23 protein-coding genes are annotated in these 24,207 nt (G+C 63.3%); 14 read left to right on the top strand and 9 right to left on the bottom strand.

The genetic code is table 11. From position 1 onward, the window contains the following. Positions 1-9 precede the first annotated feature (9 nt). Positions 10-1,551, top strand: a complete 1,542-nt coding sequence (locus tag GLL_RS16095) for an NAD(P)H-quinone oxidoreductase subunit N (protein WP_011143113.1) — start codon at positions 10-12, stop codon at positions 1,549-1,551. Continuing rightward, positions 1,520-2,407, top strand: coding sequence for a dTDP-4-dehydrorhamnose reductase family protein (locus GLL_RS16100; protein ID WP_011143114.1), 888 nt, complete (start codon positions 1,520-1,522; stop codon positions 2,405-2,407). Before GLL_RS16095 ends, GLL_RS16100 begins: the two co-directional genes overlap by 32 nt. A gap of 4 nt (positions 2,408-2,411) precedes the next feature. Here GLL_RS16100 and GLL_RS16105 read toward each other — a convergent pair whose 3' ends face one another. Together GLL_RS16105 and GLL_RS16110 are read right to left on the bottom strand one after the other, a co-directional pair. Then, entirely contained in the window at positions 2,412-3,488 is a 1,077-nt protein-coding gene (locus tag GLL_RS16105; RefSeq protein ID WP_011143115.1) for an ATP-binding response regulator, read from the bottom strand. 136 nt (positions 3,489-3,624) lie between these two features. Continuing rightward, on the bottom strand, positions 3,625-4,251 hold the full coding sequence (locus GLL_RS16110; RefSeq protein WP_011143116.1) for a ribonuclease D: 627 nt from the start codon (positions 4,249-4,251) through the stop codon (positions 3,625-3,627). 81 nt (positions 4,252-4,332) lie between these two features. On the opposite strand from GLL_RS16110, the gene GLL_RS16115 reads away from it, so the two are divergent. Continuing rightward, on the top strand, positions 4,333-6,183 hold the full coding sequence (locus GLL_RS16115; protein ID WP_011143117.1) for an ABC1 kinase family protein: 1,851 nt from the start codon (positions 4,333-4,335) through the stop codon (positions 6,181-6,183). Positions 6,184-6,282: 99 nt separating this feature from the next. Beyond that, positions 6,283-7,662 carry a UDP-N-acetylglucosamine 1-carboxyvinyltransferase gene (murA, locus tag GLL_RS16120; RefSeq protein WP_011143118.1) on the top strand — a complete coding sequence of 460 codons (1,380 nt, stop codon included), beginning with the start codon at positions 6,283-6,285 and terminating at the stop codon, positions 7,660-7,662. A 77-nt stretch (positions 7,663-7,739) separates the two neighbouring features. On the opposite strand, the gene GLL_RS16125 is transcribed toward murA, so the two are convergent. Next, positions 7,740-9,197, bottom strand: coding sequence for an IPT/TIG domain-containing protein (locus tag GLL_RS16125; RefSeq protein ID WP_164929197.1), 1,458 nt, complete (start codon positions 9,195-9,197; stop codon positions 7,740-7,742). A 38-nt stretch (positions 9,198-9,235) separates the two neighbouring features. Then, positions 9,236-9,391, bottom strand: coding sequence for a hypothetical protein (locus GLL_RS22860; RefSeq protein WP_011143120.1), 156 nt, complete (start codon positions 9,389-9,391; stop codon positions 9,236-9,238). A gap of 170 nt (positions 9,392-9,561) precedes the next feature. On the opposite strand from GLL_RS22860, the gene pheS reads away from it, so the two are divergent. Both pheS and fbp read left to right on the top strand, forming a co-directional pair. Continuing rightward, positions 9,562-10,578 carry a phenylalanine--tRNA ligase subunit alpha gene (pheS, locus tag GLL_RS16130; RefSeq protein ID WP_011143121.1) on the top strand — a complete coding sequence of 339 codons (1,017 nt, stop codon included), beginning with the start codon at positions 9,562-9,564 and terminating at the stop codon, positions 10,576-10,578. Between the two features lie 3 nt (positions 10,579-10,581). After that, positions 10,582-11,628, top strand: a complete 1,047-nt coding sequence (gene fbp, locus GLL_RS16135) for a class 1 fructose-bisphosphatase (RefSeq protein WP_011143122.1) — start codon at positions 10,582-10,584, stop codon at positions 11,626-11,628. Positions 11,629-11,653: 25 nt separating this feature from the next. Here the strand turns inward: fbp and GLL_RS16140 are convergent, their stop codons facing one another. Further along, on the bottom strand, positions 11,654-12,454 hold the full coding sequence (locus GLL_RS16140; protein WP_011143123.1) for a Uma2 family endonuclease: 801 nt from the start codon (positions 12,452-12,454) through the stop codon (positions 11,654-11,656). Between the two features lie 117 nt (positions 12,455-12,571). On the opposite strand from GLL_RS16140, the gene GLL_RS16145 reads away from it, so the two are divergent. From GLL_RS16145 to GLL_RS16155, 3 genes are all read left to right on the top strand, one after another. Beyond that, a complete protein-coding gene (locus tag GLL_RS16145) occupies positions 12,572-12,859 on the top strand; it encodes a type II toxin-antitoxin system Phd/YefM family antitoxin (RefSeq protein ID WP_164929718.1) in 288 nt (95 codons plus the stop codon). Continuing rightward, positions 12,843-13,187: a Txe/YoeB family addiction module toxin gene (locus tag GLL_RS16150; RefSeq protein WP_231848243.1), complete on the top strand. Its 345-nt coding sequence runs from the start codon at positions 12,843-12,845 to the stop codon at positions 13,185-13,187. The genes GLL_RS16145 and GLL_RS16150 overlap by 17 nt, the downstream gene beginning before the upstream one ends. Before the next feature lie 140 nt (positions 13,188-13,327). Then, on the top strand, positions 13,328-15,406 hold the full coding sequence (locus GLL_RS16155; protein WP_011143126.1) for an ATP-binding protein: 2,079 nt from the start codon (positions 13,328-13,330) through the stop codon (positions 15,404-15,406). An 85-nt stretch (positions 15,407-15,491) separates the two neighbouring features. Here GLL_RS16155 and rlmD read toward each other — a convergent pair whose 3' ends face one another. Both rlmD and GLL_RS16165 read right to left on the bottom strand, forming a co-directional pair. Next, positions 15,492-16,865, bottom strand: a complete 1,374-nt coding sequence (gene rlmD, locus GLL_RS16160; RefSeq protein WP_011143127.1) for a 23S rRNA (uracil(1939)-C(5))-methyltransferase RlmD — start codon at positions 16,863-16,865, stop codon at positions 15,492-15,494. After that, positions 16,847-17,062: a DUF2839 domain-containing protein gene (locus GLL_RS16165; protein WP_011143128.1), complete on the bottom strand. Its 216-nt coding sequence runs from the start codon at positions 17,060-17,062 to the stop codon at positions 16,847-16,849. Before GLL_RS16165 ends, rlmD begins: the two co-directional genes overlap by 19 nt. A gap of 102 nt (positions 17,063-17,164) precedes the next feature. On the opposite strand from GLL_RS16165, the gene GLL_RS16170 reads away from it, so the two are divergent. Then, on the top strand, positions 17,165-17,866 hold the full coding sequence (locus tag GLL_RS16170) for a Uma2 family endonuclease (RefSeq protein WP_011143129.1): 702 nt from the start codon (positions 17,165-17,167) through the stop codon (positions 17,864-17,866). Between the two features lie 204 nt (positions 17,867-18,070). Here GLL_RS16170 and GLL_RS16175 read toward each other — a convergent pair whose 3' ends face one another. Beyond that, on the bottom strand, positions 18,071-18,226 hold the full coding sequence (locus GLL_RS16175) for a hypothetical protein (protein ID WP_164929198.1): 156 nt from the start codon (positions 18,224-18,226) through the stop codon (positions 18,071-18,073). A gap of 184 nt (positions 18,227-18,410) precedes the next feature. On the opposite strand from GLL_RS16175, the gene GLL_RS16180 reads away from it, so the two are divergent. From GLL_RS16180 to GLL_RS16195, 4 genes are all read left to right on the top strand, one after another. Beyond that, on the top strand, positions 18,411-20,159 hold the full coding sequence (locus GLL_RS16180; RefSeq protein ID WP_011143131.1) for a sensor histidine kinase: 1,749 nt from the start codon (positions 18,411-18,413) through the stop codon (positions 20,157-20,159). Next, positions 20,134-20,823: a response regulator transcription factor gene (locus GLL_RS16185; protein ID WP_011143132.1), complete on the top strand. Its 690-nt coding sequence runs from the start codon at positions 20,134-20,136 to the stop codon at positions 20,821-20,823. Before GLL_RS16180 ends, GLL_RS16185 begins: the two co-directional genes overlap by 26 nt. An 84-nt stretch (positions 20,824-20,907) precedes the next feature. Continuing rightward, positions 20,908-21,150, top strand: a complete 243-nt coding sequence (locus GLL_RS23490; protein ID WP_197530025.1) for a hypothetical protein — start codon at positions 20,908-20,910, stop codon at positions 21,148-21,150. Between the two features lie 194 nt (positions 21,151-21,344). Beyond that, entirely contained in the window at positions 21,345-21,977 is a 633-nt protein-coding gene (locus GLL_RS16195) for a hypothetical protein (protein ID WP_164929199.1), read from the top strand. Positions 21,978-21,984: 7 nt separating this feature from the next. Here the strand turns inward: GLL_RS16195 and ftsH are convergent, their stop codons facing one another. Beyond that, complete coding sequence (gene ftsH, locus GLL_RS16200) at positions 21,985-23,865, bottom strand: ATP-dependent zinc metalloprotease FtsH (RefSeq protein WP_011143134.1); 1,881 nt, start codon at positions 23,863-23,865, stop codon at positions 21,985-21,987. Positions 23,866-24,207: the final 342 nt, after the last annotated feature.

Here is a 24,207-nt window from a genome sequence, read left to right on the forward strand (position 1 = left end):
ACTCTGCCCATGAACATCGATCTGGCCGCACTCAACGCCGGGACACTCTGGCCCGAATACATCGTCACCATCACCCTGATTGTGGTGTTGCTGGTGGATTTGATCTCGGGCCGCAAGGCTTCCTGGTCGCTTCCTTATCTGGCACTTTTGGGGTTGGGAATTGCCACCGCCACGCTGCTGCCGATGTGGATTCTCGAAAATCCGGTGAGTTTTCTGGGCAGCTTCACCGCCGATCCGCTGAGCGTCGTTTTTCGCGCCTTTATTTTGATCTCGGCCGCCCTCACGGTGCTGATGTCGGTGCGCTACATCAACCAATCGAGTCTGGCGACGGCCGAATTTTATGTGCTGCTATTGGGGGCGACCCTCGGGGCGATGCTGCTGTCGGGCTCCTCGGAGATGGCGATGATCTTCGTGGCTCTGGAGTTGCTCAGTATCACCAGTTATCTGCTCTCGGGCTACGCCAAGCTCGACAAGCGCTCTAACGAAGCTTCGCTCAAGTATTTGCTCATCGGTGCGGCCAGTTCCGGTATCTTCCTGTACGGCATGTCGCTGCTGTATGGGTTTTCCGGCGGCCAGACGCAGCTGACCGAGATCGCCCCGCGCATCGTGAATCTGGGTTTTCCGGCCTTGCTGTCGCTGGTCCTGGTGGCGGCGGGCATCTGCTTCAAGCTCTCGGCAGTGCCCTTCCACCAGTGGACCCCCGACGTTTACGAAGGATCGCCCACGCCGGTGGTCGCTTTTTTGTCGGTCGGTTCGAAAGCCGCCGGTTTCGCCCTGGCCATCCGCTTTATGACCTCGGCCTACCCGGGCTTTTCTGAGCAGTGGCAGACGCTCTTTGTGCTTCTGGCCATCCTCAGTATGGTGCTGGGCAACGTGGTGGCCATCGCCCAGACCAGCATGAAGCGCATGCTCGCCTACTCGTCGATCGCCCAGGCCGGTTATGTGATGATCGGCCTTGCCATCGGCACCCAGGAAGGCTACAGCAGCATGATCCTCTACATCGGCACCTACTTGTTTATGAACCTGGGGGCGTTCATGGCGGTGGTGCTCTTCAGCCTGCGCACCGGCACCGACGAGATCACCGCCTACAGCGGCCTCTACCAGAAAGATCCGTTCCTGACGCTGGTGCTCAGTTTGTGCCTGCTTTCCTTGGCGGGCATTCCGCCGCTCGCGGGCTTTTTCGGCAAGTTGTACCTGTTTTGGGCGGCGGTGCAGTCCCAGGCCTATACACTCGTTTTCTTCGGCCTGGTCACCTCGGTGGCATCGATTTATTACTACGTGCGCGTCGTCAAGCTGATGCTGGTCAAAGAACCGTCTCCCCAGGTGCTCGCTTATTCCGAGGCGGGCGATCAAGACGGCATCCAGACCCTCAAAGCCGGCATGTTGATTACGACGGTGGCGACCGTCGTGCTGGGAATCTTGTTCCCGCCGCTGATCAGCCTCGCCGACACCTCGCTGCGGGCAACCCCTTCGCTGCAGCAGGTGCGGACCGCAACGCCCGTCTCCCGAGTGAGCACCGGTGCCCAAGCGCCTGCTGATCACGGGCGCTAGCGGCCTGCTCGGTTTTCAGGTCGCCTCCCGGGCACTGCAAAGCGGTTGGGAAGTGGTGGGTACGGTAAGCCGTCATCGCTGCCCGCTCCCTATCGAGCAACCGCAGTTGGACCTGGCCTTGGAGGATCTTTCGGAGCTTGAAGCTTTTGTCGGACGGTACCGCCCCGACGCCCTCGTCCATTGCGCGGCGATTAGCGAAGCGGCCCAGTGCGAAGCCAATCCCACCGTGGCGTTGCGCGTCAATGTCGCAGCGACCGAAGCGCTCGCCCGCACGGCCGGCCGCACAGGCTGCCGCTTCGTGTTCGTCTCCACCGACCTGGTCTTCGACGGCCGGGAGGCTCCCTACTGCGAGGAAAGCCTCCCCAGCCCACTCGGCTGCTACGGCCGCACCAAGATGGCGGCTGAGCAGCGAGTGCTGGAACTGGGGGACGGGGGGGCGTTGGTCGTTCGCACTTCGCTGCTTTTGGGACCAAGCCCGTCGGGCGCGCGCAGCGTCGAGGAGCGCCTGGGAGCCCAACTGGCCGCCGGAAAACGGGCGAACTTGTTCACAGACGAATTTCGCTCGCCGGTGTACGCCCCGGATCTGGCTGCGGCCCTGCTCGAACTGGTGGAGGCGGGACAATCCGGGCTGCTGCACCTGGGCGGGCCTGAGCGCCTATCGCGCCACGCCCTGGGGATACTGCTGGCGGGCCACTTCGGCTGGGACACGCGTTTGATCCTGGCCGCCTCGGGTAGAGACTATCCTTCGACCCCGCCCCGGCCGACCGATGTCAGCCTCGATTCGCGGCGGGCCTACGCGCTGCTCTCTTCTCCCCCCCGGCCCCTTGGCCGGGTGTTTGCTCCCCGAAACCAATAAGCGATCACTTCGCGGCCGGTAACGTCACCGTGAAGGTACTGCCTTTGCCGGGAGCACTGGTGAGACTGAGGGTGCCGCCGTGGGCTTCGACAATCTGGCGGCTCAAATGCAGACCCATGCCGCTGCCTTCTTTGTTGTGGCGGCCCTGGGCAAAACGGCGAAACAGATACGCCTGTTCCTCCGCGGCGATCCCCGGTCCGGTATCGCAAAAATCGAGGTGGACGCAGCCGCCGTCCTCTAGGCGGCTGCGCACGGTGACGCCGCCCTGGTCGGTGAATTTGAGGGCGTTGCCGAGCAAATTGGTCAGCACCCGCCGCAGTTCCAGACGGTCGGCCGGCACCTTGGGGGCCGCCTCCAGTTGGGCACACAACTCCAGATGCTTCTCAGCCGCGAGCGGAGCCAGTTCGTCGCACACCTGCCGCATCAATTCGATGACATCGACCGGCTGAAAATGCAGCTTTTTGGCCCCGGCCTCGTAGCGGTAGACATCCAGCAACGTGCGCACCAGTGCCAGCAGGTTGCTGTTGGAGCGGGCCATGATGTCTACCGTCTCGGCCATCGAGGGCGGCATCGGTCCGAGCGCTCCCTGACCCAGCAGGTTGAACATGCGGTCGGCGGCCACCAGGGGGGTGCGCAGGTCGTGGGCGAGGCGGGCCACAAAATCTTCGCGCTGGCGGGCGATGTTGTCGCGTTCGCTGATCGACCGCTTGAGGCGCAGCAGTGAACGCACCCGGGCGAGCAATTCGTCCGGCTCGATCGGCTTGCGGATAAACTCGTCCGCCCCAGCGTCGAGACCCAGGACCGCACTTGGGCGGTCAGAGGCAGTCACCAGCAAAATCGGCAAAAAGGGCAGATGCCCGTCGCTCTTCAGGCGACGGGTGACTTCGTAGCCGTCCATCCCGGGCATCATCACGTCAAGCAGCAGCAGATCCGGGGAATTTTTGTAAACCCGAGCAAGGCACTCCGCACCGGAACTTGCCGTTTCGATTTCGTAACCCTCGCTCGCCAGCAGAAATTGGACCAGGGCGATGTTGTCAGGCAGGTCGTCAACGACCAAGATGCGTTCGGCAGACTGGATCATAGGAGGGCAGGAGGCGGCGCCAGACAGGGTGCACCGTCACTAATACACATACGTGCGCCACCCCCGTGAAGAAGCGGGCACCCCCATTAGATTACAGAGACTGTCTCCGTCGCCATCTAACCTGGGGAGCACTTTGTTAATGCTCGAAGACGCTGCTGTAACCCAGAAGATCCAAATCCACCTGGGTCTCGAGGTGCGCGAAACAGCGCCGGGCAAGCTCGAAGCGCCCCTCGCGTCTAAGCATCGTCTCCAGCTTGCGCCAGGCGGGGATCAAATAGCGCACGTCGTTGGCGGCGTAGCGCAACTGTTCCTCGGACAATTCCAGCACCGCCCCCCAGTCCGAACTCTGGGCGGATTTGTCCAGTTCCACTCCCACCGTCTCCAGAACCAGATCCTTCAGGCCGTGTCTGGGGCTGTAGGTGCGCGCCAGCTTGCTCGCCACCTTGGTGCAGACGATAGGCTGCACGCGGATACCCAGGTGGTGGCGCAGCATGGCGACATCGAAGCGGGCGTAATGAAACAGCTTGATCACCGCGGGCGCTTCGAGCACTTTTTGCAACTGCGAAGCCTGGGTCAGACCGGCACTCAGGCGCACCAGACTCACCAGACCCGCCTCGTCGCACAGTTGCACCAGGCACAGCCGATCGCGGTGGGGCAACAGCCCCATCGCCTCGGAGTCTACCGCCAGAAGCCCACTTTGCAAGTACGTACCGGCCACCTCCGGCGAGAGGTCGTCGGTAAAAATCTGTGCCTGCTCGCTCACATCGTCTCCCCGGCCGTCGCTCAACTGTATCTGTTCCCCAGGCAGTAGAGAAAGTCCCGCCGAAATGTTAACCTTTATTACATGCGAGCCCTTAACGAGTCAACCGTCGAACCGCGCTTCGAGAGCGCCGCGCTGACCCGCCCGGGGGCCGGCCTCCCCAGCGCTGCCGCCCCCGACTTGCCCTTCAAGTCCTACGACCCGGACCTGATTGCCCGCTATGCCGAGCGGCGCTTCGGCCGGGTGTTGTGGCGCTTTTTTCAGACATTGCTGCCTTTTGTCGGTTTTGCGCTGCAGGTGCAGTGGGATCGCCTCACCGGTACGGTCGCCCGCCATCAGCTAAAGCGGGCGGTGCGCCTGCGCGAGATCCTCACCCGCCTGGGGCCGACCTATATCAAGATTGGTCAGGCGCTTTCGACCCGGCCCGATCTGGTGCCGCCGGTCTACCTTGACGAGTTGACGCTGTTGCAGGACCGCCTGCCGCCGGTGCCCAACGCAGAAGCCTACGCGCTCATCCGCGCCGGGCTCGGGCGCGATCCCCACGAAATCTACGCCGAATTCGACGAGGTGCCCATCGCCGCCGCTTCCTTGGGTCAGGTCTACCGCGCCAGGCTCACCACCGGCGAGCGGGTAGCCGTCAAGGTACAGCGCCCCAATTTGATTCCGCTGGTGAGCCTGGATCTTTATTTGCAGCGGGGATTGCTCGGCTGGGTCGAGCGCAACGTCCCTCAGGTCAAAAGCGATCTGCAGGCCATCCTCGACGAATTCGGCCGCAAGCTCTTCGAGGAGATGGACTACGTCCAGGAGGGCAAGAACGCCGAGCGCTTCGCCGCCTGTTTCACCGAGATGCCCGAAGTTTATGTGCCGCGCATCTACTGGGATTACACCTGCCGCCAAGTGCTGACCATGGAGTGGATCGACGGCCTCAAGCTCACTCGCCTGGAGGATATCCAGCGGGCGGGCCTCAATGCCCGCAAGGTGATCGAAAACGGTGTGCAGTGCTCGCTGAGGCAGCTGCTGGAGCACGGCTTCTTCCACGCCGATCCCCACCCGGGCAATTTGCTGGTGATGGCCGACGGCAGGCTCGCCTATCTCGACTTCGGGATGATGAGCGAGGTGGAACCCGCCCAGCGCTACGGCCTGATCGAGGCCATCGTCCACATGGTCAATCGCGACTTCGACGGGCTGGCGCGCGATTACGTCAAACTCGGTTTTCTCAAACCCGATCAAGACCTGAAGCCCATCGTACCGGTGCTGGCGGTAGTTTTTGGCCAGGCTCTGGGCTCTAGCGTCGGCAGCCTCAACATCAAGAGCATCACCGACAACATGTCCTCGATGATGTACGACCTGCCGTTTCGGGTGCCCGCCTTTTTTGCGCTGATCATTCGTTCACTGGTGACCCTCGAAGGGATCGCCATCTCGGTGGACCCGGACTTCAAGGTGCTCGAAGTCGCCTACCCCTACGTGGCCCGCCGCCTGCTCACCGACAACGCCCCCGAACTGCGCGCTTCGCTGAGCGAATTGTTGTTCAAGGACGGCTCCTTTCGCTGGAACCGCCTCGAGAATCTTGTGCGCAACGCCAGAAGCGCCAGGGACTACGACATCAACCGTGCCCTCGACCAGGCGGCCGAATTTTTGCTCTCCGAGCGGGGCGCTTCGATCCGCGAGAAGCTCATCGACGAACTGACCTCCGCGAGCACCGTCAACCCCAACGTCCCGGGCGGCAAAGCGAGCGGTCTACAGAATCTCGAAAGGCTCTGGTCCTTGCTGCGTGAGGATCCCAAGCTCGACTTGCGCAAATCGGTCTCGATTTTGGGCAAGCTCATCCTCAAGCCCGAGGGCCGCGACTTGAGCCGCCGGGTTGCAGGCCGCCTCCTGGAGCGCGAACTGGCTCGCCTGCTGCGCCGCACGCTTCTGCCCGCAACGCTCGCCTGACTTTGGCCGGGGCCTTACATCTCCACAGAATAGGGCAGATTTTCCAGCGATCTTTCCCTTACAATCTGGGGTATCCACACACCACCAATTACCGAACCCATGGGAATCGAGCCTTCCCTGCCCCAGTCGAGTCCTGCCCCAGCGAAACTAACGGACCCGTATTTACAGATTGAGGGAGGCTACCGATTAAGTGGCGAGGTCACCATCAGCGGGGCCAAGAACTCTTCCTTGGCGCTGATGGCCGCCTCACTGCTGACCATGGAGCCCTGCCGGCTGCACAACGTGCCGAAGCTGGCGGACATCCGCATGATGAGCGCGATTCTCGAATCGCTGGGGGTGCGCGTCAAGCCGGTCGCCGCCAATACCCTCGATATCGATCCGCGCTTTTTGAGCGTGCACCGCGCCCCCTACGAACTGGTCAACAGCCTGCGCGCCAGCTTTTTTATTCTGGGGCCGATCCTGGCCCGGCTTGGGATGGCGCGCATTCCGCTGCCGGGCGGTTGCGCCATCGGAGCGCGGCCGGTGGACTTGCACGTGCGGGGTCTGCAGGCGCTCGGCGCCCAGGTGCGCATCGAGCATGGCATCGTCGAAGCGCGCGCGCGCAAATTGCGCGGGGGGCGCATCTATCTCGATTACCCGAGCGTGGGAGCCACCGAAACGATCATGATGGCGGCCACCCTCGCCGAGGGCGAGACCGTGATCGAGAACGCCGCCCAGGAGCCCGAGGTGGTGGACCTCGCCAACTTCTGCCGCTCGATGGGCGCCCACATCCGCGGGGCGGGCAGCAAAACCATCGTGATCAGCGGTGTGCCCCGCCTGCACGGCAGCGAGTACCACGTCATTCCCGACCGCATCGAGACGGGCACGTTTATGGCCGCCGCCGCCATCACCCGTTCGACCCTGCGCATCGGGCCGGTCTTCCCCGAGCACCTCGCGGCGGTGCTTGCCAAGTTGCGGGAGATGGGTTCGGTGGTCAATCTGGTCGGACCGGGCACACTGGAGGTGAGCCCCGGCCGGGTGATGGCCGCCACCGACATCGAGACGTTGCCGTTTCCGGGTTTTCCCACCGACATGCAGGCGCAGTTTATGAGCGTGCTGGCGGTGAGCGAGGGCACCAGCATCATCTCGGAGACCGTCTTTGAGAACCGCCTGATGCACGTCCCCGAACTCAATCGTTTGGGGGCCGACATCCGGGTGCGCTCGGGCCATGCCATCGTGCGCGGGGTGCTCAAGCTGTCGGGAGCGCCGGTGGTGGCCACGGATTTGCGCGCCTCGGCGGCGCTGGTAATCGCGGGGCTCGCCGCCCACGGCACGACGACGATTGCCGGACTGCACCACCTCGATCGCGGCTATGAGAGCATCGAACGGAAGTTGCAGGCGCTGGGAGCGCGCATCGAAAGGCACCTCCCGAGCGCCCCGCCCAGCGAGGTCAGCAGTGCTGTGGCGGCCGGTCCGGACGCCGCCGCTGCTCCTGTTTGACTTTGCAGTGGAGGCGCAGCCGGCCACCGACAGCACAACCTCCCCTAAGCCACCCTCCTTAGAAATACTGCCGCCCTTTAGGGCTGGCCCGGCGGATTCGTGGCAGCTTCGACCACGAAGACGGTGCTGGTGGTGGCCTGCTGGTCGTCGGGGTTGAGAAGCCGGATGCGGCCTGTGGTGGCACCTAGTGGGACGCGCGCCTGCACCTGAGTATCGCTGACAGAAAGTACCGCGAGGTCCACTGTGCCGATTTGTAAGCGGACGCCTGGCTGAAAGTTCTGCCCCGAAAGGGTGACCACCGTTCCTGCCGGACCGCGTACGGGGGTAAGCCGCGTCAGGCGCGGAGCGATGCCCACGATGCGCACGGTGGCCGTGGCGCGCACGACGTTCGCGGCCACTGTCAGCGCGTAGTCCCCCAGATTGGCGTCCGAGGGCGCCTGTACCCGCAGTTGAGAGCGGGTATTCTGGCCATCTAGAAAATCGGGGGTGTACTGGGCGTTCCAGTCGTCGGGCAACCCTCCCAATTCGAGATCGACGAGGCTGTCCAGGCGACCGGTAATGCCCACGGCGAAGACCGCTTCCTGGCCCGGACGCACGGCGACAACCGCCGGGTTGACTATCAGTTTGAACGTGGGAACGACGAAATCGGCGGCGCTGGTGGCGTTGCCCGCCGGGGTGGAAGCGACGATGCGGCCGGTGGCGGCTCCGGCAGGCACTACAACACTCAATTGGGTGGCCGAAAGCACCGTGAAATTGGCCCGCCGGCCGCCGATGGTGAGGGCGGTGGTACCGGTGAGGCGCGTGCCGCGCACGGTCACGGCCGTGCCGGGGAGACCGCCGGGCGGGCTGAAACCGGTGATCTCGGGCGGCGGCGGCTGGACGATCAGATTGATAGTGGCCGATTGCTGGTAAGGGGGACTGACTGCGGAGATATTCAGCGGATAGGTGCCGGGGGCGGCTGTCGCTTCGGCTGCGACCACGAAGTTGACCGGCCCGCCGGTACTCGCCAGTTGCGGCGGCTCGAAGGCGGCCACCACACCCGCCGGTGGGGCGGTGAGCAAGTTGAAACCGATGGGGGAAGTGACCTGCGGCGCTTCGCCCACCACCTGCAGCGGCAGACTGGCGGTGCGCCCCTGCAACACCGTCAGATTGCCCACGGCCGGTTCGAGCCGGTAACCGCGGCCCGCCACGGCGAAGGTGAAGGTGCGCGTGGCGGTGAGCCCGGCACTGTCGGTGGTTTGAACGGTAAAAGTGTTGTTGATATTGGTGGTGTTGGGGGTGCCCACGAGCTGACCGCTATTGCTGTCGAGGGTCAGGCCGTTGGGCAGTGACCCGCCAATTACCGACCAGGTATAGGGAGCCGTGCCGCCCACCACCCGCAGGGTGTAGCGGTACTCCTGCTCCAGATTGCCGCTGGGAAGCGCCGTGTCGATGAGGACAGGAACCCCCTGGGCATCGACGGTGCGACATGGCCAAAAAATCAGGGCGGCCCCCGCCAGCATCGCGACTATCGTGCTTTTGAATCGTCGCTGCATGGGGAGCACCGCCAGAAAAAAGGTGCCGTAGAAAGAACCTAGGGGGCCTGGGCGCCGGTGTCGTTGTCCTCGAAGCCGCCGGGACCGGCGGAACGCCGCCCGTAGCGGCCGGTGACCTGTTTTTTGCGATATTTGCGTGCGTTGGCCCGGTTGCGTAGGGCTTTTTCTTTCTTCTGGTTGCGGCGCTTCGCCATTCGTTGTTGACCTCCAGCGTGATAAACGCTTCTACAGGCTATTGTCCGAGCCTGCAGGGCGTTGCCCACCACTCCCGGACCTTTGACTTGTTACGATGCTTTCCCATCCTAGCACCGAGGGCAAGGGGTCACGGTGCGCGATAAGATTGTTCAGGTACTTCGATACTCCTATGCAGCAGCAACTCGACGCGCTCCAGCTCGAAGCCCTCAAAGCGATCCGCGAAGCGGCGGATCTGACCATCCTGGAGCGCATCCGCGTCGACTTTTTGGGCAAAAAAGGCAAGCTTTCGGCGCTTCTGGGCGGCATGGCCAGGCTACCCGCCGAGGAGCGGCCGGTCGTGGGCGCCCTGGTCAACCAGGTGAAAGCCCGGGTCGAGGAGGCGCTCGCTGCCCAGCAGACCCACCTGCAAGACCAGCTTATCGAGCTGCGTCTCGTCGCCGAGGCCCTCGATGTGACGATGCCCGGCCGCTTCGTGCCCCCCGGCCGCCTGCATCCGCTCACCGCCACCACCGACCGGATCGTCGATGTGTTCGTGGGTCTCGGGTTCACCGTCGCCTCCGGACCGCAGATCGAGACCGAGTACTACAACTTCGAGGCCCTCAACACCCCTGCCGATCACCCCGCCCGCGACATGCAGGACACGTTTTACCTGAGCGACGGGCTGGTCCTGCGCACCCAGACTTCCTCGGTGCAAATTCGCTACATGGAAGAGAACGACCCGCCCGTGCGCATCTGCGTGCCCGGCCGCGTCTACCGCCGCGATCAGGTGACCAACCGCCACTCGCCGGTCTTCCACCAGCTGGAGCTGCTGGCGGTGGACGAGGAGATCACCTTCGGAGACCTCAAGGGCACCCTCACCTTCTTTACCCAGGAAATGTTCGGCGACCGGCCGGTGCGCTTTCGGCCGAGTTTCTTTCCGTTCACCGAACCTTCGGCGGAGGTGGACGTGCAGTGCCGCTTCTGCGACGGCAAGGGTTGCCGCACCTGCTCCCACACCGGCTGGCTGGAGATCGCGGGCTGCGGCATGGTGGACCCGAACGTCTTTCAGGCGGTGGGCTACAACCCCGAGAAGGTCCAGGGCTTTGCGGCGGGCATGGGCATCGAGCGCATCGCCATGCTGCTGTACGACATCAACGACATTCGCCTGTTCTATACCAACGACCTGCGCTTCTTGCGGCAGTTTTAACCGATGGACACCACGCCCCTCACCCCGCTCACCAAGGGCATCACCCTCTACCAGCACATCCTTTCCCAGCAGGCGCTCAATCCCGACGCCACCGGCGAATTTAGCGGCCTGATGGTGCAGATCAGCCTGGCGGCCAAACTGATTTCGCGTCAGCTCGCCCAGGCGGGCCTGGTCGAAAACGTGCTGGGCTTTACCGGCGAGACGAACGTCCAGGGCGAAGCGGTCCGTCACCTCGACCAGTACGCCAACGAGACGTTTATTCGCGTCTTCCAGAACACAAATCTGGTCTGCCTGCTGGTCTCCGAAGAACTCGAAGACCCCCTGCCGCTCTCCAACCAGTGCCCGATCGGTTCCTACGCTCTGGTCATCGATCCGGTGGACGGCTCCAGCAACATCGATGTGAACGTCTCGGTGGCCTCGATTTTCTCGGTGCAGCGGCGCAACCCGCGCGCCACCGACGAGACAAGCAGCCTGCTGCAAAAAGGCACCGGGCAGGTGGCGGCGGGCTACGTGCTCTACGGCCCCAACACGATGTTCGTCTACACCAGCAGCCAGGGGGTGCACGGTTTTACCCTCGACGCCGGTCTGGGGGAATTCGTCCTCTCCCACCCGAATATCCGCATCCCCGAGCGCGGCGATTACTACAGCATCAACGACGCCTACTCGGCCGAATGGCAGCCGGGCACGCGCGCCTTTATCGACTACCTCAAGCAGGCCAAAAGCCGGGGCGAAAAAGCCTACTCCGCCCGCTACATCGGCTCGCTGGCCGCCGATGTGCACCGCACGCTGCTCACCGGGGGCATCTTTCTCTACCCGGGCACCGTCGCCAAGCCCAAGGGCAAGCTGCGGCTGCTCTACGAAGCCCAGCCCCTCGCGCTCATCGCCGAGCAGGCGGGGGGCAAGGCGAGCACCGGCACCGAGCGTATCCTCGATATCGAGCCCAAGACACTCCACCAGCGGGTGCCACTCGTCATCGGCAGTCCCTACGAAGTGGATCTGGCGGTGGCCTTCGCTCGGGGCGAAAAACAAACCGTGGTTGCCGGTTCGTAACCTCTACTCTGCAAAGATACTTCGCTCATACCAGTTCGTCCGGCAGCGCGTTCGGATCCAAACCCATCCGGCGCAGGCGCTCCTCCAGAATGGCCGTGCGCAGTTCGGCTTGCTCCCTGGCGGTGCGCTCTTGCCGGGCTTCGACTTCGGCCTGTTCGGCGCGCCGTTCCGCCCCTTGTGCCCTTTCCTGGCCGGTGGGCAGCAGATTGCCCGCCGCATCCCACCACCGCAGCCAGGGCAGTTCCATGTCCAGATAGCGGCCCGGCCAGATGCCCAACTCCACCCCCAACGGCTCGATCGCAAAGTGCCCCCGTTCGTTGGGGCGCATCCGGCGGTAGTGCCCCACCACCAGTTCGTATACTTCGACACTCGCCTTGCGCACCTCGTAGATGCCGTAGTAGGCAGGTCGGATCACCCGCTCGTAAATCCAGAACTTGCCGCGCCTGGGGGTTCTATCGCGTTCTTCGCTTCCGTCGCCGCTGGCAAACTCCAGCACGACCAGGGGTGGGATGTGCTCCTGCCACAGCACGTAGGAGCGGCGCACCTGGCCGCCCAGGGTCGGGGGCACCTCCGGCACATAGAACCAGTCGGGAGCTTCCGCCCCGCGCTCGGGCGGTTCGGGCGGGGTGGGCACCCGCCAATAGATGCCGCAGTCCTGGCCGATGCAGTACTGCCCGTCGGGGTGAATCGCTTGCAGCACCGGCTCCAGCGCGTCGGTCAACAGGATGCTCTGGGGATGCTCTTGAAAATTCTTCACAAACGTCCCATCCGACTCTGGAAGCTGGGTGTGATCCGGCAGAAGCGGATATTCCGGCTGGGAGATCATCGGCGTCTTGCCTCGACTTGTAATTCCTATAGTAGATGGCCCTTCGATGCCAAAAGCTGTTCACCGCAGGGCTATACTCGGTATCTGTACAGCGCTCCTGTACAACAAGTGGAAACGATGACCCTTGAGACGACTTATACCCAGGCCCGGGCCAATTTCGCCCAACTGTGCGATGAGGTGATCGCCAATCGGACGGCGGTGATCATTACCCGCCGCGGCGGGGCAAACGTTGCTTTGATCGCGGCGGACGAGCTTGCAAGCCTCGTAGAAACGGCGCACCTGCTGCGCTCGCCCCGCAACGCCCAGCGCCTGCTGGAAGCTCTGCAGGAAGCGGACGCCGGAAGTGTGAAACCGCAAACGGTCGAACAGTTGCAGCGGGAATTGGGGTTTGGCGAAGAAACATAAACCTTCGCGCGGGTCCGATGAGCCGCGCAAGTCGGACGAAGCTTCTGAAACCTCTGCTGAACGCATTGAGCGGGTCGCCGTCTTTACCACGGCCTTTCGCGAAGATCTTGCCTACTGGATAGCCAACGAACCGAAAACGGCGCTAAGAGCCCTCGAGCTGGTCAAAGACGTCATGCGCGATCCTTTTCGGGGGCTGGGAAAACCGGAGCCGCTCAAGTACATTGCCAGTAACACCTGGTCCCGGCGCCTCACCGCCGAGCATCGGCTGGTCTACCGTGTCGCAGGCGAGCAGATCGATTTTCTGCAGGCCAGGTACCACTACGATTAATTTTTATGGCTGCTCGGAAAACCAATAGCCCTACTGCAGGCGTATTGGTAGACAAAGCCATGCAACGACCAGAGGAGAGAGGGGGTCGCACCCCCAGCAAGCGATAATACAACCTGCACCATCCGACCGGGAGGATTGCCGTGCACTTAGCCGATCGATTGCGCACAGAACGCCATCGCCGCTTTGTCGGCCGATTGACCGAACGCGACCTTTTTCGCGCGGCCCTCCAGGAGCCGGATCCGCCCTTCTGCGTGCTGTGGATCCATGGGCCGGGAGGGGTGGGCAAGACGACACTCCTCAAAGAGTTCCTCAACCTGGCCACCGAGGCCGAATGCCGGGCGCTCTATCTCGATGCCAAGACCTTCGACCCGACACCCGAAGCGTTCAGCGAAGCGCTCGGCCGCGCGATGGGCGAGGAGGGGCGCGATTCACCCATCTGCCGGTTGGCGGCTTCTACCGAGCGGCGGGTGTTGCTCATCGACACCGGTGAAGAACTCAACGGTCTCGATCCCTGGTTGCGCGAGACGTTTTTGCCGCAGTTGCCCGACTGTGTGCTCACGGCAATCGCCAGCCGCCTGCCCCCCGGCCGCGAGTGGCGCACCGACCCCGGCTGGCAGAGTCTGCTGCGCGTGGTGTCGCTGCGCAACCTCAGCCCGGAAGAAAGCTGCGCCTACCTGGCGGCGCGCCGGGTGAGCGCCGAACATCACCAGAGCGTGCTCGAATTTACCCACGGCCATCCGCTGGCCCTGTCGCTGGTAGCCGATGTCTACGCCCAGGGGCACACGGGAAATTTTCATGCCGAGAACGAACCGGATGTGATCCGGGTGCTTCTGGAGTGCTTCCTGGCCGAACTCCCCGGTCCGCAGCACCGCCAGGCGCTCGAAGTCTGCGCGCTGGTGCACCTCACAACCGAGGCGCTGCTGGGCGAGTTGCTCGCAGTGGCGGACCCGCGGCCGTTGTTCGAGTGGCTGCGGGGGCTGTCGTTTATCGAGTCGGGGGCGGCGGGGCTTTTTCCCCACGACCTGGCCCGCGAGGTGCTCACCGCCGACTTGCGCTGGCGCAACCTGGATCGCTACGGCACTCTGCACGAGCGCGCCCGGCGCTACTACGGCAGCCGACTGCAACAGGGCAGCGCCTCCCAGCAGCAGGAGGTACTGTTCGACTACATTTACTTGCACCGCGACAACCCGATTGTCAAACCCTGTTTCGAGTGGCGTCGGCACGCCCGCGTCCTGGCGGGCGGTCTGTGGCCGCAGCAGGACGCGGGCGTGCTGCTTGCCATGGTCGAGCGCCACGAGGGTTCCGAGTCGGCGGCCCTGGCCGGCCACTGGCTGGAGCGCCAACCGCAAAGCGCGCTGGTCTTTCGCGACCACCAGGGGGAAGCGCTGGGATTTTTGCTCTCGGTGGCCCTGGAGGAGACTACCGAAGCCGAACGCGAGGTGGACCCGGCGGTGCGGCTTGCCTGGCGCTTTTTGCAGTCGCGCGCGCCGCTGCGCTCAGGGGAAAAGGCGACCCACTTTCGCTTCTGGATGGGAGCTGAAACTTACCATGCGGTCTCGCCGGTGCAGAGCATGATTCTCACCAGCGTCGTGCGCCACTACCTGAGCACCCCCGGCCTGGCCTTCACCTTCTTCCCGGTGCGCCGTCCGGAACTGTGGAGCCAGATGCTGGTCTACGCCGATCTGATGCGCCTCGCCGAGGCCGACTTTACCGTGGAGGGCGTCACCTACGGCGTCTTCGGCCACGACTGGCGCACGACGCCGCCCGCCGCCTGGCTGGCGCTGTTGGCCGAGCGCGAAACCGCCACCGCCCCCCAGGTGGCTCCCGCCCCCCGACCGGCGCTGTTGGTCCTGAGCCCGGAGGACTTTACCACCGCCGTGCGTCAGGCGCTGCGCGATTTTGCCCGGACCGACCAGTTGGTGCGCAATCCGCTGGTGCGCTCGCGGCTGGTGGCCGAGCGGCTCGCAGCCGAAGCGGGCGATCCCGCCACATTATTGCAGCAGCAGATCCAGGAGGCGGCGACGATGCTGCGCGATTCGCCGCGCGACCGCAAGGCGTACCTTGCCCTGTTGCACACCTACTTGCAGCCGGCTGCGAGCCAGGAAGCGGCGGCGGAGATGCTCGATTTGCCCTTCAGCACCTACCGCCGCCACCTGACCACCGCCGTCGCCCGCGTGCGCGACTTGCTCTGGCAGCGCGAACTGCACGGACTCACCTGATGCCGCGGAGAACCTGCCGCTTTGAAAAACGAGGGCTCCAGCCCTGGGCCTCGCGTTTTTCGACAACCGGCAACTGAGTCGAGCCCTACGACCGCTCCAGCGTCGCCACGCACTCGACGTGGTGGGTCTGGGCAAACAGGTCCACCGGCTGCACGCCCACCAGGCAATAGCCTCCTGCCACCAGCCGCTTCAGGTCGCGGGCGAGCGTGGCGGGATTGCAACTGACGTAGACCACCCGCATCGGCACCGCGTGCAGGATGGCTTCGAGCACTTCCGGATCGCAACCCTTGCGCGGCGGATCGACGACGACGATGTCGGCCCGCAGATCCGGCAGCAGCGCCTCGACGGTTCCAGCCAGAAACCGACAATTTTCGATGCCGTTGATCCGGGCATTCTGCCTGGCCTGTTCCACAGAACGGACGTGGCTTTCGATACCCACCACGGCGCGGGCGGCGCGCGCCAGGGGCAGGCTCAGCGTGCCGATGCCGCAGTAGGCGTCGACGACGGTCTGCTCGGCAGTAGCGTCCGCTCCCCGGGCCACCAGGCGGGCGAGGATTTCCGCCTGGGAGGTGCAGATCTGAAAAAACGTCGTGGGCTCGATGCGAAAGCGAAAGCCGTCCAGCACCTCTTCGATAAAGTCCTGGCCCGCCAGGCAGCGGGTCTGGGGACCAAAGATCGTATTGCCGCGCTCGGTGTGGGTATTGAGGCAGACCCCCACCAGGTCGGCAAAGCGGTCCATGAGCGCCTGGGCGGCGGGCTTGATCCCCGAGAGGGTCTGGCCGTTCACCACAAAGGTGAGCAGTCTCTGGCCCGTGCGCTCGCCGATGCGCAGGCCCAGATGGCGCAGGGCGCCGCGGTGGTGTTTTTCGTCGTAGATGCTCCAGCCCTGGGTGCGGATCAATTCGCGCGCCGCCGCCAGCAACGGGTCAAGGCGGCTATCCTGCACCGGACAAGCATCGAGAGGCACGATCCGGTGCGAATCTTTCTGGTAGTAGCCGATGACGGGTTCACCGCGGGCATCCCGGCCGATCGGGAAAGTCGATTTGTTGCGGTAGCCAAAAGGGCGCGGCTGGGCAATGACCGGCTCCACCGGCGGCTCTGCGAACCCGCCCAGGTGTTCGAGCGCCTCGCGCACCTGCCGCTGCTTGGCCTCCAGTTGAAACGGGTAATCGATCCATTGCCACTGGCAACTGCCGCAGCGTTCTGCCACCGGGCAAGGGGCTTCGATGCGGTGGGGCGAGGCTTGCACAATCTGCAGGATCTTGCCGAAGCCGTGGTCCTTTTTGAGATGTACCAGCCGCGCTTCGACGGTGTCACCGGGTACCGCCCCTGCCACAAAGAGCACCCTGCCGTCGGTGAGCCGGGCGATCCCGTCGCCCCCCGCAGCCAGGGCCGTGATGGGGACAGTTACGGTTTGCCCCTGCAGGAGGGCACCGGGTTCTACTGGGCGCCCCACCATTTCATATAGTGGCCAAAGTTGACGACCACCCAGATAAGCGCGATCACCCCGATGCAGATCCAGGTGCCGGTGACGGTGAATTTGTACCAGTAGCGGCTCTGCTCCTTGGTGATCGGCAGGCCCGGGATGAGGTACTCTTTGTCGGGATTGCCGTAGAGCGCACCCATCTGGTCTTTGCGCCGCTTGCTCTCGCCCATCGCTTGTCCTCGGTGCACCTTCTCAGTGTAATTCCGGCCCTTTGGATATCAGGTCGCCCGTGTGCCTCTTTATAATCGAAATCGAAGCGCCCAACTGAACTGATGACCGCAACTTCTCCTTCGCAGTTGTCCGCCGGTTTGCCCCCTTTGCGGCGGTGGCACCGGGCCGGCTGGCAGGATTATGTTGCCCTGCGCGACGCGCCCATTCGCGAGCGGATGAAGTTGGCCTTCGATCGCGGCTGGCTGTGGGTGGATATGGGTGGAGAAGGGATCAACCATGCGGGTGTGAGCGATTTGTTTACCAGTCTGCTCTTTCTCTGGGCTCTTCAACACCCGGAGCGACCGTTTAGCTCCCTGGGTCGTTGCCTGCTGGAAAAACCCGAGACCCAGGCCTGCGCGCCGGATCTGGTGCTCTACGTCGGCGAAGATTTTCCCCGATGGCAACCGGGAGAGCCGCGCCGGGTCGACCTGACGCGAACGCGCGTGCCGGATCTGGTGGGCGAAATCTCCGATACCACCCTCGCAAGCGACTTAGACGAACAGAAGCATCTGTACGCCGCTTTGGGCGTTCCCGAATACTGGGTGGTGGATGTACAAGGGGGGCGGGTATTTGCCTTTGAATTGGCCGAAAACGGGCAGTACCGGGTTTGCAGCACATCGCGCGCCCTGGCGGGTTTGCCGATGACTTTGCTGGAAGAAACCTTGCAGCGATTGGCTGAGGGAACCAATACCGGTGCCGCTGCCTGGTTCACCCAGCAAATTGCCCAATTACCGCGCCCCCAAGATGACAGCGCCGCCAATTGAGCATCGAGAATCGGACCCTTGGCTAGAGGGGCCGATCACAGGCGGCCAGTAAAAACACAAGGAGCGCCAGTGCCAGAGCCTGCAGGCGTACAGCGAGCGACGGGGGAATCGTCGGCAGGCTCCTTGTGGACAACAACGGCTCGACGCAAGAACATTTCATGACGAACTCGCTTACAAGTGGAAAGCTTTGGAGACTGCCGACTTTCAGGCTTTGGAGACAGCGCTCAGGCTGCGCACGACGGTGGTGGATTCGGTGGGTGCGACAGTCGGCAGCGACAGCACCGAGGCGGTCACCGTCAAAAGGACGATGCCCAACAGCACCAAATGCACGAAGACATCGAACGGGGCTTCTTTCAACATGGATAGGTACTCCGGTGTCGACAGCTTCACTTTAATAGGAGTGCAATTCCTGGTCGCGCAACGCTTGTAGCCCGCTTATGAAGTTGTGCGAGAGGCCGAATGCAACCGCTCATCGCGACTCATAAAATCTCACATCTGGAGTGGGATCGATGGGTTATCCTGACGACTAACGGGATCCACACCGATGAGCAAGATCACTTCTGCAATCGAAAAGCGTTTTTATGCGGCCATCCAATGGAGCCTCAAACACCAGTTGAAGGCGATGGCGATTATTTTGCTGGGGGTGATCGTCCCCATCGGCACGCTCAATGTGCTGCAGTATCAATCGATGGTCCAGTACGAGCAACAGGGAACCCGAGCCCTGCAAGAGCAGATGCAGAGCCTGCTCGGCCGTATGGCGCTGAGAATTTATACCGACACCTATCGGGGATTTCACGACACTTTTCATTCGGTAGATCGCGAACACAACGAGCTATTTAGCGGCAAACCCAGGATCGCAAGCACGCTCGTGGGTGCGATCCAGAACACCAGCAACAGCTACACGGCAAAGAAAAAAAAGCCACAGCAGGCGCTGTTTATCTTTGCAAAAGAACCCGACGGCACCTGGAAATCCTATTTTGGCCGCAGCAACAGCGACAATCCGGCGCGGCGCGCGGCAGCGGCCCGCGCCCGAGAATACTTTTTCACCTTGCCGCCGGAGCGGCAGGACACCGGCCATCAGTACTACTACGACGCCGAAAGCGAAATGCTGGTGCTGCTGCACACGATGTCCCCGGCCCAAATCGTCTATTCCGACACCCCCCCCCTGCGTCCGATCAAAGCGGTCATGGGTGTCACTTTGACCAAGAAAGATTTCAAGGACGACTTCAAATACCAGACCCAGACCGGAGCGATCAGCCGCTTCGATACCACGCCCCTCGATTCGCAACTGGCCGGCACGACCTACTACTACCAGGTCAAAGACGAAAAGGGGCAGGTGCTCTACAAAGATCCCGGTTGGGATAAAAACGTCGGTTGCAACGACTTTATCCGCGCCGATTTTCGGATCACCCCTGAGCAGCGCTTTTTGACCGATTGGGAGCTTTCGGCGATCACCCGCAGCAACTTCAAGCAGGCCACCGAGCGCAGCCTCACCCAGATGTTCTGGGCGAGCGGCATCGTCGCAGTGCTGTTGGGGATGTTGCTGGTGGTCCTCTTTCGGGCCGGGCTGGTGGCGGTCAAAGTCTCCGAGTTGCAGACCGACATCGTGGCGGGGGTCTCCCACGACCTGAAGACGCCGCTGGCCGGAATCATCGCCTCCGCCCAGCTGATCGCCTCGGGACGCGCGAGCGGCGTTCAGGAAACCAAACAATTTTCCGGCTACATCCTGGCCGAAGCGCGGCGGCTCACCGCGGTGGTCGAGAAGGTACTGACGATGGCCAAGCTCGAATCGCGCCAGTTGCTGATGAAACCTTCGCCCCTCAGTGTTGCGGAACTGATTGACCACGCCATCGGTCTGTCGCAGGCGGCCTACCCGCAGGCAATTATCGCCAAGGGTGAAGTGGCCACCGGCCAGGTCACAGGCGACGCCAACGCCCTCACTACGGTGCTGATGAATCTGATCGACAATGCCGTGCGCTACTCAGGCGACGCCCAGCCCTGGGTGCGGGTGCAGTCCTACTGGAGCGGCTTTGGTGAGAAGCGGATATTGCATCTGTTGGTCGAGGACCGGGGTGTGGGTATCCCGGCCGAGGAGCAGGCGTTTATCTTTCAGAAATTTTACCGGGTGCGCAACGGCCTGGTAAGCGATACCGAGGGGACCGGGCTGGGGCTGGCCATCGCTTCGCAGATCGTCAATGCCCACCGCGGCCAGATACTGGTCGAAAGCCGCGTCGGTATCGGCAGCACATTCACCGTGAAGATTCCCCATGAACAACCCCATTTTGGTCGTTGAGGACGACGAGACCCTGGCGCAGGTGCTGCGCAAGACCCTCGAATCGGAAGGCTACACGGTGACGCTCGCCCGCGACGGCCGCGCTGCTTTGGAGTTGGGCCGCGAGCCGGGATTGCAGCTCATCATTCTCGACTTGATGCTGCCGCGCATGAGCGGGCTGGAAGTTTGCCAACGCCTGCGCTCCGAGAACGTCGTCACACCGATCATCATGCTGACTGCCCGCGGCCTGGATACCGACAAGGTCTTCGGCCTGCGGCTCGGGGCGGACGATTACCTCAGCAAACCTTTTAACATCGATGAATTGCTGGCCCGCATTGAGGCGGTCCTGCGCCGCACCCACCAGAGCAAACCTTCCCAACACGTGAGCGTAGGGGACCTGGAGATCGATTTTCAGCGCCTGAGCGTCTGCAAAAACCGCCAAAAGCTCGATCTCTCCTCGCGGGAATTCCAGGTGCTCGAGTGTCTGTTTCGCAGCGCCGGACAGACGGTGGACCGCGAAAAGATTTACCAGGAAGTCTGGGGCTACGACACCGCCGTCACCAACCGCACCATCGACTTTCACATCGCCCGGCTGCGCTCCAAGCTCGAAGACAACCCCAAAGAACCGCGCTATATCCTCACGGTGCATGGCTCCGGGTACCGGTTCGTGGTGCCGGAGGTGTGAGTGCTCTCACCTCTTTCTTTTTCCCGATGACGGCACGGCCGCCGTTCCGTAGGATGCACGGGTAAGCTTCAGCGGGAGCAACCTATGGCAATTGCAATCTGTGCAGCAGGTGCGGCGGCGGTCGAAATCCCGTTTCCCAAGCCGCAACCCATTCCTGGCCCGGCGGTTCCCGAGCCCGAACCGCCATCACCCGGCCCATCTTTGCCCAAACCTGGGCCTTTCCCGACACCCGCACCGTTGCCGCCGGAGCCTGTGCCCCCGGACTTGCCCACCCCCACCCCCGCTCCCGGGCGCCCCGAACCGGTGCCGGAGGAGACGCCGCTCTAAATCGCCCGACTTCCTGTCGGCGGACTTGTCCTTAGCGCTTTGAAAGCGTGGAGCGATACAGAGCACAATGAGGCTCATTTTTGCTTCCTTCTCCCTAGAGGCTGGCGTCCATGGAAGCAATAGGGAGCGAAGCGATGGAAAGTCCAGAGTCTGTTGGGTTGGAAGCTGGCCACGAAGTCGAGAACGCTGTGGCGATGGAAGAGCAGCCGGGAACGATCCTGGGCTCGGAGATGGCCGGGGCTGAAGGTTTTCTGGCGGCGGGTGATGAAAATGGCTCACAGGAAGGTTTCTCGTTTATGGGCCTCGATATCGACCAAGAAAACATTGGCCAGTTCGCCGATGCGATGAGCGGTTTCGCCCTCGCCAACGCGATGATGGACCTGAGCGAGATGTTCTCGCAGGATGAGCAGGAGATCAACCCTGAAATGCTCGCCAATCCGGAAACCAACCTCAGTGAGTTGGTGGCAGGCGGCGAAATCTCCGAGGAGGACCGCGCCCAGGCTCTGCTCGATGAAGCGCGCGGACGCTTGGACAGCGACGCAGAACAGCAACAGGAGCAACAGGGGCTCTCCGGCGGCCTCGGGGATATGTTCGCGAGCATGGGGCTCGATAATCTGGCCGAGCGCTTCGGCTTTGGTGGGGAGAACGAAGCGACGAACAACAACAATGCCGAGGGCGAGCTGTTCAGCCAGGCCTCGACCGGTATGGAACTGGGCGAGGAGAACAACTTTGATCTTGCCGAGATCTTCATGCCTGGCGAAGCGGCGGAAGAAGAATCGTTCGGATTTACCTACAATGACGAAGGCGACGATTCGGTTCTGATGTAGGTGGGCCTTAAGGGGCACTTTCCGCGCACAGTGCCGTCCGCGGCTGCGCAAGCGACACCGCCCGCTCCAACAGCGCGCGCAACTGCGGGCCCTCGAGCACCTCCTGCACCAGCAACAGCCGGGCCATCTCCTCCAAGAGCGGCCCGTTGGCCCGCAACAGGCCGAGGGCGTGGGCGTAGGCGCTTTCGAGCACAGCGCGCACTTCGCGATCGATTTGCTCGGCGACCGCTTCGCTCACAGGGCGCCGCAGCGCCGTCCCGCCCAAAAATTCCGACTGCGGTTTTTCAAAGGCGACCGGACCGAGGTCCGCACCCATGCCGTAGAGGGTGATCATCCGCTGCGCCAGATCGGTGGCCTGCTGCAAGTCGTCCGCGGCTCCGGTCGAAAGTTCGCCAAAGATAATATGCTCCGCCGCCCGGCCGCCCATCAGCACCGCCAGCCGCCCGCGCATCTCGGGCTCGCTCATCAAGAAGCGATCCTCCTCCGGCAGTTGCAGCGTGTAGCCGAGGGCAGCCATCCCCCGGGGGACGATCGAGATTTTCTCGACCCGGCCGGTGCAGGGCACCAGGCGGGCGACGATCGCGTGTCCGGACTCGTGGTGGGCGACCGTGGCGCGCTCCTCGTCCCCCAGCACGCGCGAGCGCTTCTCCAGGCCCGCCACCACCCGCTCGAGCGCCTCGGCCAGATCAGCCATGGTCACGGCCGCTTTGCCCTGGCGGGCCGCGAGCAACGCCGCCTCGTTGATCAAATTGGCCAGGTCCGCCCCGGCAAATCCGGCGGTCCGACCCGCCATCGCCACCAGATCGACATCGGGGGCCAGTTTCACCGGTCGGGCGTGCACCTGCAAAATGGCGAGGCGGCCGGTTTTATCGGGCCGATCCACCAGCACCCGCCGATCGAAGCGCCCCGGCCTGAGCAACGCCGGATCGAGGCTCTCCGGCCGGTTGGTGGCCGCCAGCAAGATAACGCCGGTGTTGGGGGCAAAGCCGTCCATCTCGGCCAATAGCTGGTTGAGGGTCTGCTCGCGCTCGTCGTTGCCCCCGGCCATGGGCGAGCCGACCCGCGACTTGCCGATGGCATCCAGTTCGTCGATGAAGATGATACACGGAGCCTGCTGCTTGGCCTGCTCGAACAGGTCGCGCACCCGCGCCGCCCCGACACCGACGAACAGTTCGACAAATTCGGATCCCGAAATCGAAAAGAACGGCACCCCCGCCTCACCGGCGACGGCCTTGGCCAGCAGCGTCTTGCCGGTGCCGGGGGGACCGACCAACAGCACCCCCTTGGGAATCTTGGCACCGATGCGGGTGTAGCGCTCGGGCTGCTTGAGAAACTGGACAATCTCCTGCAGTTCGCCCTTGGCCTCGTCGACGCCGGCCACATCGCCGAAGGCGACTCCGGTCGAACCCTGGGCGTAGATGCGTGCCCGCGAACGGCTCATCGTGAGTGTCTGCGGCCCCTGCGCTCCACCTCGGCCCAATAGCCACCAGAAACCCAACACCGCCAGAGGCAGCATCAACCACCCAAGCACCCCCGGCAGCCAGTCAGCACCGCGGGAAGGCGCCGCCGTATATTCGACTTTGTGTCGGCGCAGAAGCCCGGCCAGTTGCGGATCGGTGGGCAGGGGCACCGTCCGGTGGCGTTTTTTCTCGCCCGCCAGTTCGTATTCGATGCGGTCGCCCGCCACCAGCGCGCGGGCAACCTTGCCCTGCTCGAGTTGTTCGATAAACCGGCTGTAGGGTTCGCTCGGGCCGGATGCGGACATCAACACCGCGGGCAACACCAGCAGGTTCACCGCCACCAGCACCAGCACCAGCACGGCAATGTAGTCCCAGCCCCGTCCGGATTTGGGGGTGTTCGTCCGCTCGCCGCCGGATTGTTCGCCCATTGCTCGGCCTCCCCACGGGCGGCCTTTGTCCCGGCGACCCGTGTTGCGCTCTTAATTCGGTTGTAGGCAGAGATGGTGAATAATTAGAGAAGAACGCGCCGCCCCTTCAACCGCTTGCGGCAGTACGGATAGAGGGCAATTGCTTGAGCGCCTGCACCTTAGCGCCCCCCAAATGCCAGATCTGGCTGGCTCGATTGCTGAAAATGAGTTTCATCGCCCGCTCCTGGCGCTGCACGAGGCGCTCGGTACGTAGATCGACGGTTCGAGCATCGGATCGGTGGTGTCGATGTTGACCTGGCCCCAGTTAGGCAAGGGATGTGTCAAGCGCCTTACACCGGTGCG

The organism is Gloeobacter violaceus PCC 7421, from assembly GCF_000011385.1.
GTDB lineage: Bacteria > Cyanobacteriota > Cyanobacteriia > Gloeobacterales > Gloeobacteraceae > Gloeobacter > Gloeobacter violaceus.

Bases quoted from the DNA above. Each gene is read 5' to 3' on its own strand.
- GLL_RS16095 (WP_011143113.1), top strand. From the start codon at position 10: ATGAACATCGATCTGGCCGCACTCAACGCCGGGACACTCTGGCCCGAA.
- GLL_RS16105 (WP_011143115.1), bottom strand. From the start codon at position 3,488: ATGATCCAGTCTGCCGAACGCATCTTGGTCGTTGACGACCTGCCTGAC.
- GLL_RS16115 (WP_011143117.1), top strand. From the start codon at position 4,333: ATGCGAGCCCTTAACGAGTCAACCGTCGAACCGCGCTTCGAGAGCGCC.
- murA (WP_011143118.1), top strand. From the start codon at position 6,283: ATGGGAATCGAGCCTTCCCTGCCCCAGTCGAGTCCTGCCCCAGCGAAA.
- GLL_RS16125 (WP_164929197.1), bottom strand. From the start codon at position 9,197: ATGCAGCGACGATTCAAAAGCACGATAGTCGCGATGCTGGCGGGGGCC.
- GLL_RS22860 (WP_011143120.1), bottom strand. From the start codon at position 9,391: ATGGCGAAGCGCCGCAACCAGAAGAAAGAAAAAGCCCTACGCAACCGG.
- pheS (WP_011143121.1), top strand. From the start codon at position 9,562: ATGCAGCAGCAACTCGACGCGCTCCAGCTCGAAGCCCTCAAAGCGATC.
- fbp (WP_011143122.1), top strand. From the start codon at position 10,582: ATGGACACCACGCCCCTCACCCCGCTCACCAAGGGCATCACCCTCTAC.
- GLL_RS16140 (WP_011143123.1), bottom strand. From the start codon at position 12,454: ATGATCTCCCAGCCGGAATATCCGCTTCTGCCGGATCACACCCAGCTT.
- GLL_RS16145 (WP_164929718.1), top strand. From the start codon at position 12,572: ATGACCCTTGAGACGACTTATACCCAGGCCCGGGCCAATTTCGCCCAA.
- rlmD (WP_011143127.1), bottom strand. From the start codon at position 16,865: ATGGTGGGGCGCCCAGTAGAACCCGGTGCCCTCCTGCAGGGGCAAACC.
- GLL_RS16165 (WP_011143128.1), bottom strand. From the start codon at position 17,062: ATGGGCGAGAGCAAGCGGCGCAAAGACCAGATGGGTGCGCTCTACGGC.
- GLL_RS16170 (WP_011143129.1), top strand. From the start codon at position 17,165: ATGACCGCAACTTCTCCTTCGCAGTTGTCCGCCGGTTTGCCCCCTTTG.
- GLL_RS16175 (WP_164929198.1), bottom strand. From the start codon at position 18,226: ATGTTGAAAGAAGCCCCGTTCGATGTCTTCGTGCATTTGGTGCTGTTG.
- GLL_RS16180 (WP_011143131.1), top strand. From the start codon at position 18,411: ATGAGCAAGATCACTTCTGCAATCGAAAAGCGTTTTTATGCGGCCATC.
- GLL_RS16185 (WP_011143132.1), top strand. From the start codon at position 20,134: ATGAACAACCCCATTTTGGTCGTTGAGGACGACGAGACCCTGGCGCAG.
- GLL_RS23490 (WP_197530025.1), top strand. From the start codon at position 20,908: ATGGCAATTGCAATCTGTGCAGCAGGTGCGGCGGCGGTCGAAATCCCG.
- GLL_RS16195 (WP_164929199.1), top strand. From the start codon at position 21,345: ATGGAAGAGCAGCCGGGAACGATCCTGGGCTCGGAGATGGCCGGGGCT.
- ftsH (WP_011143134.1), bottom strand. From the start codon at position 23,865: ATGGGCGAACAATCCGGCGGCGAGCGGACGAACACCCCCAAATCCGGA.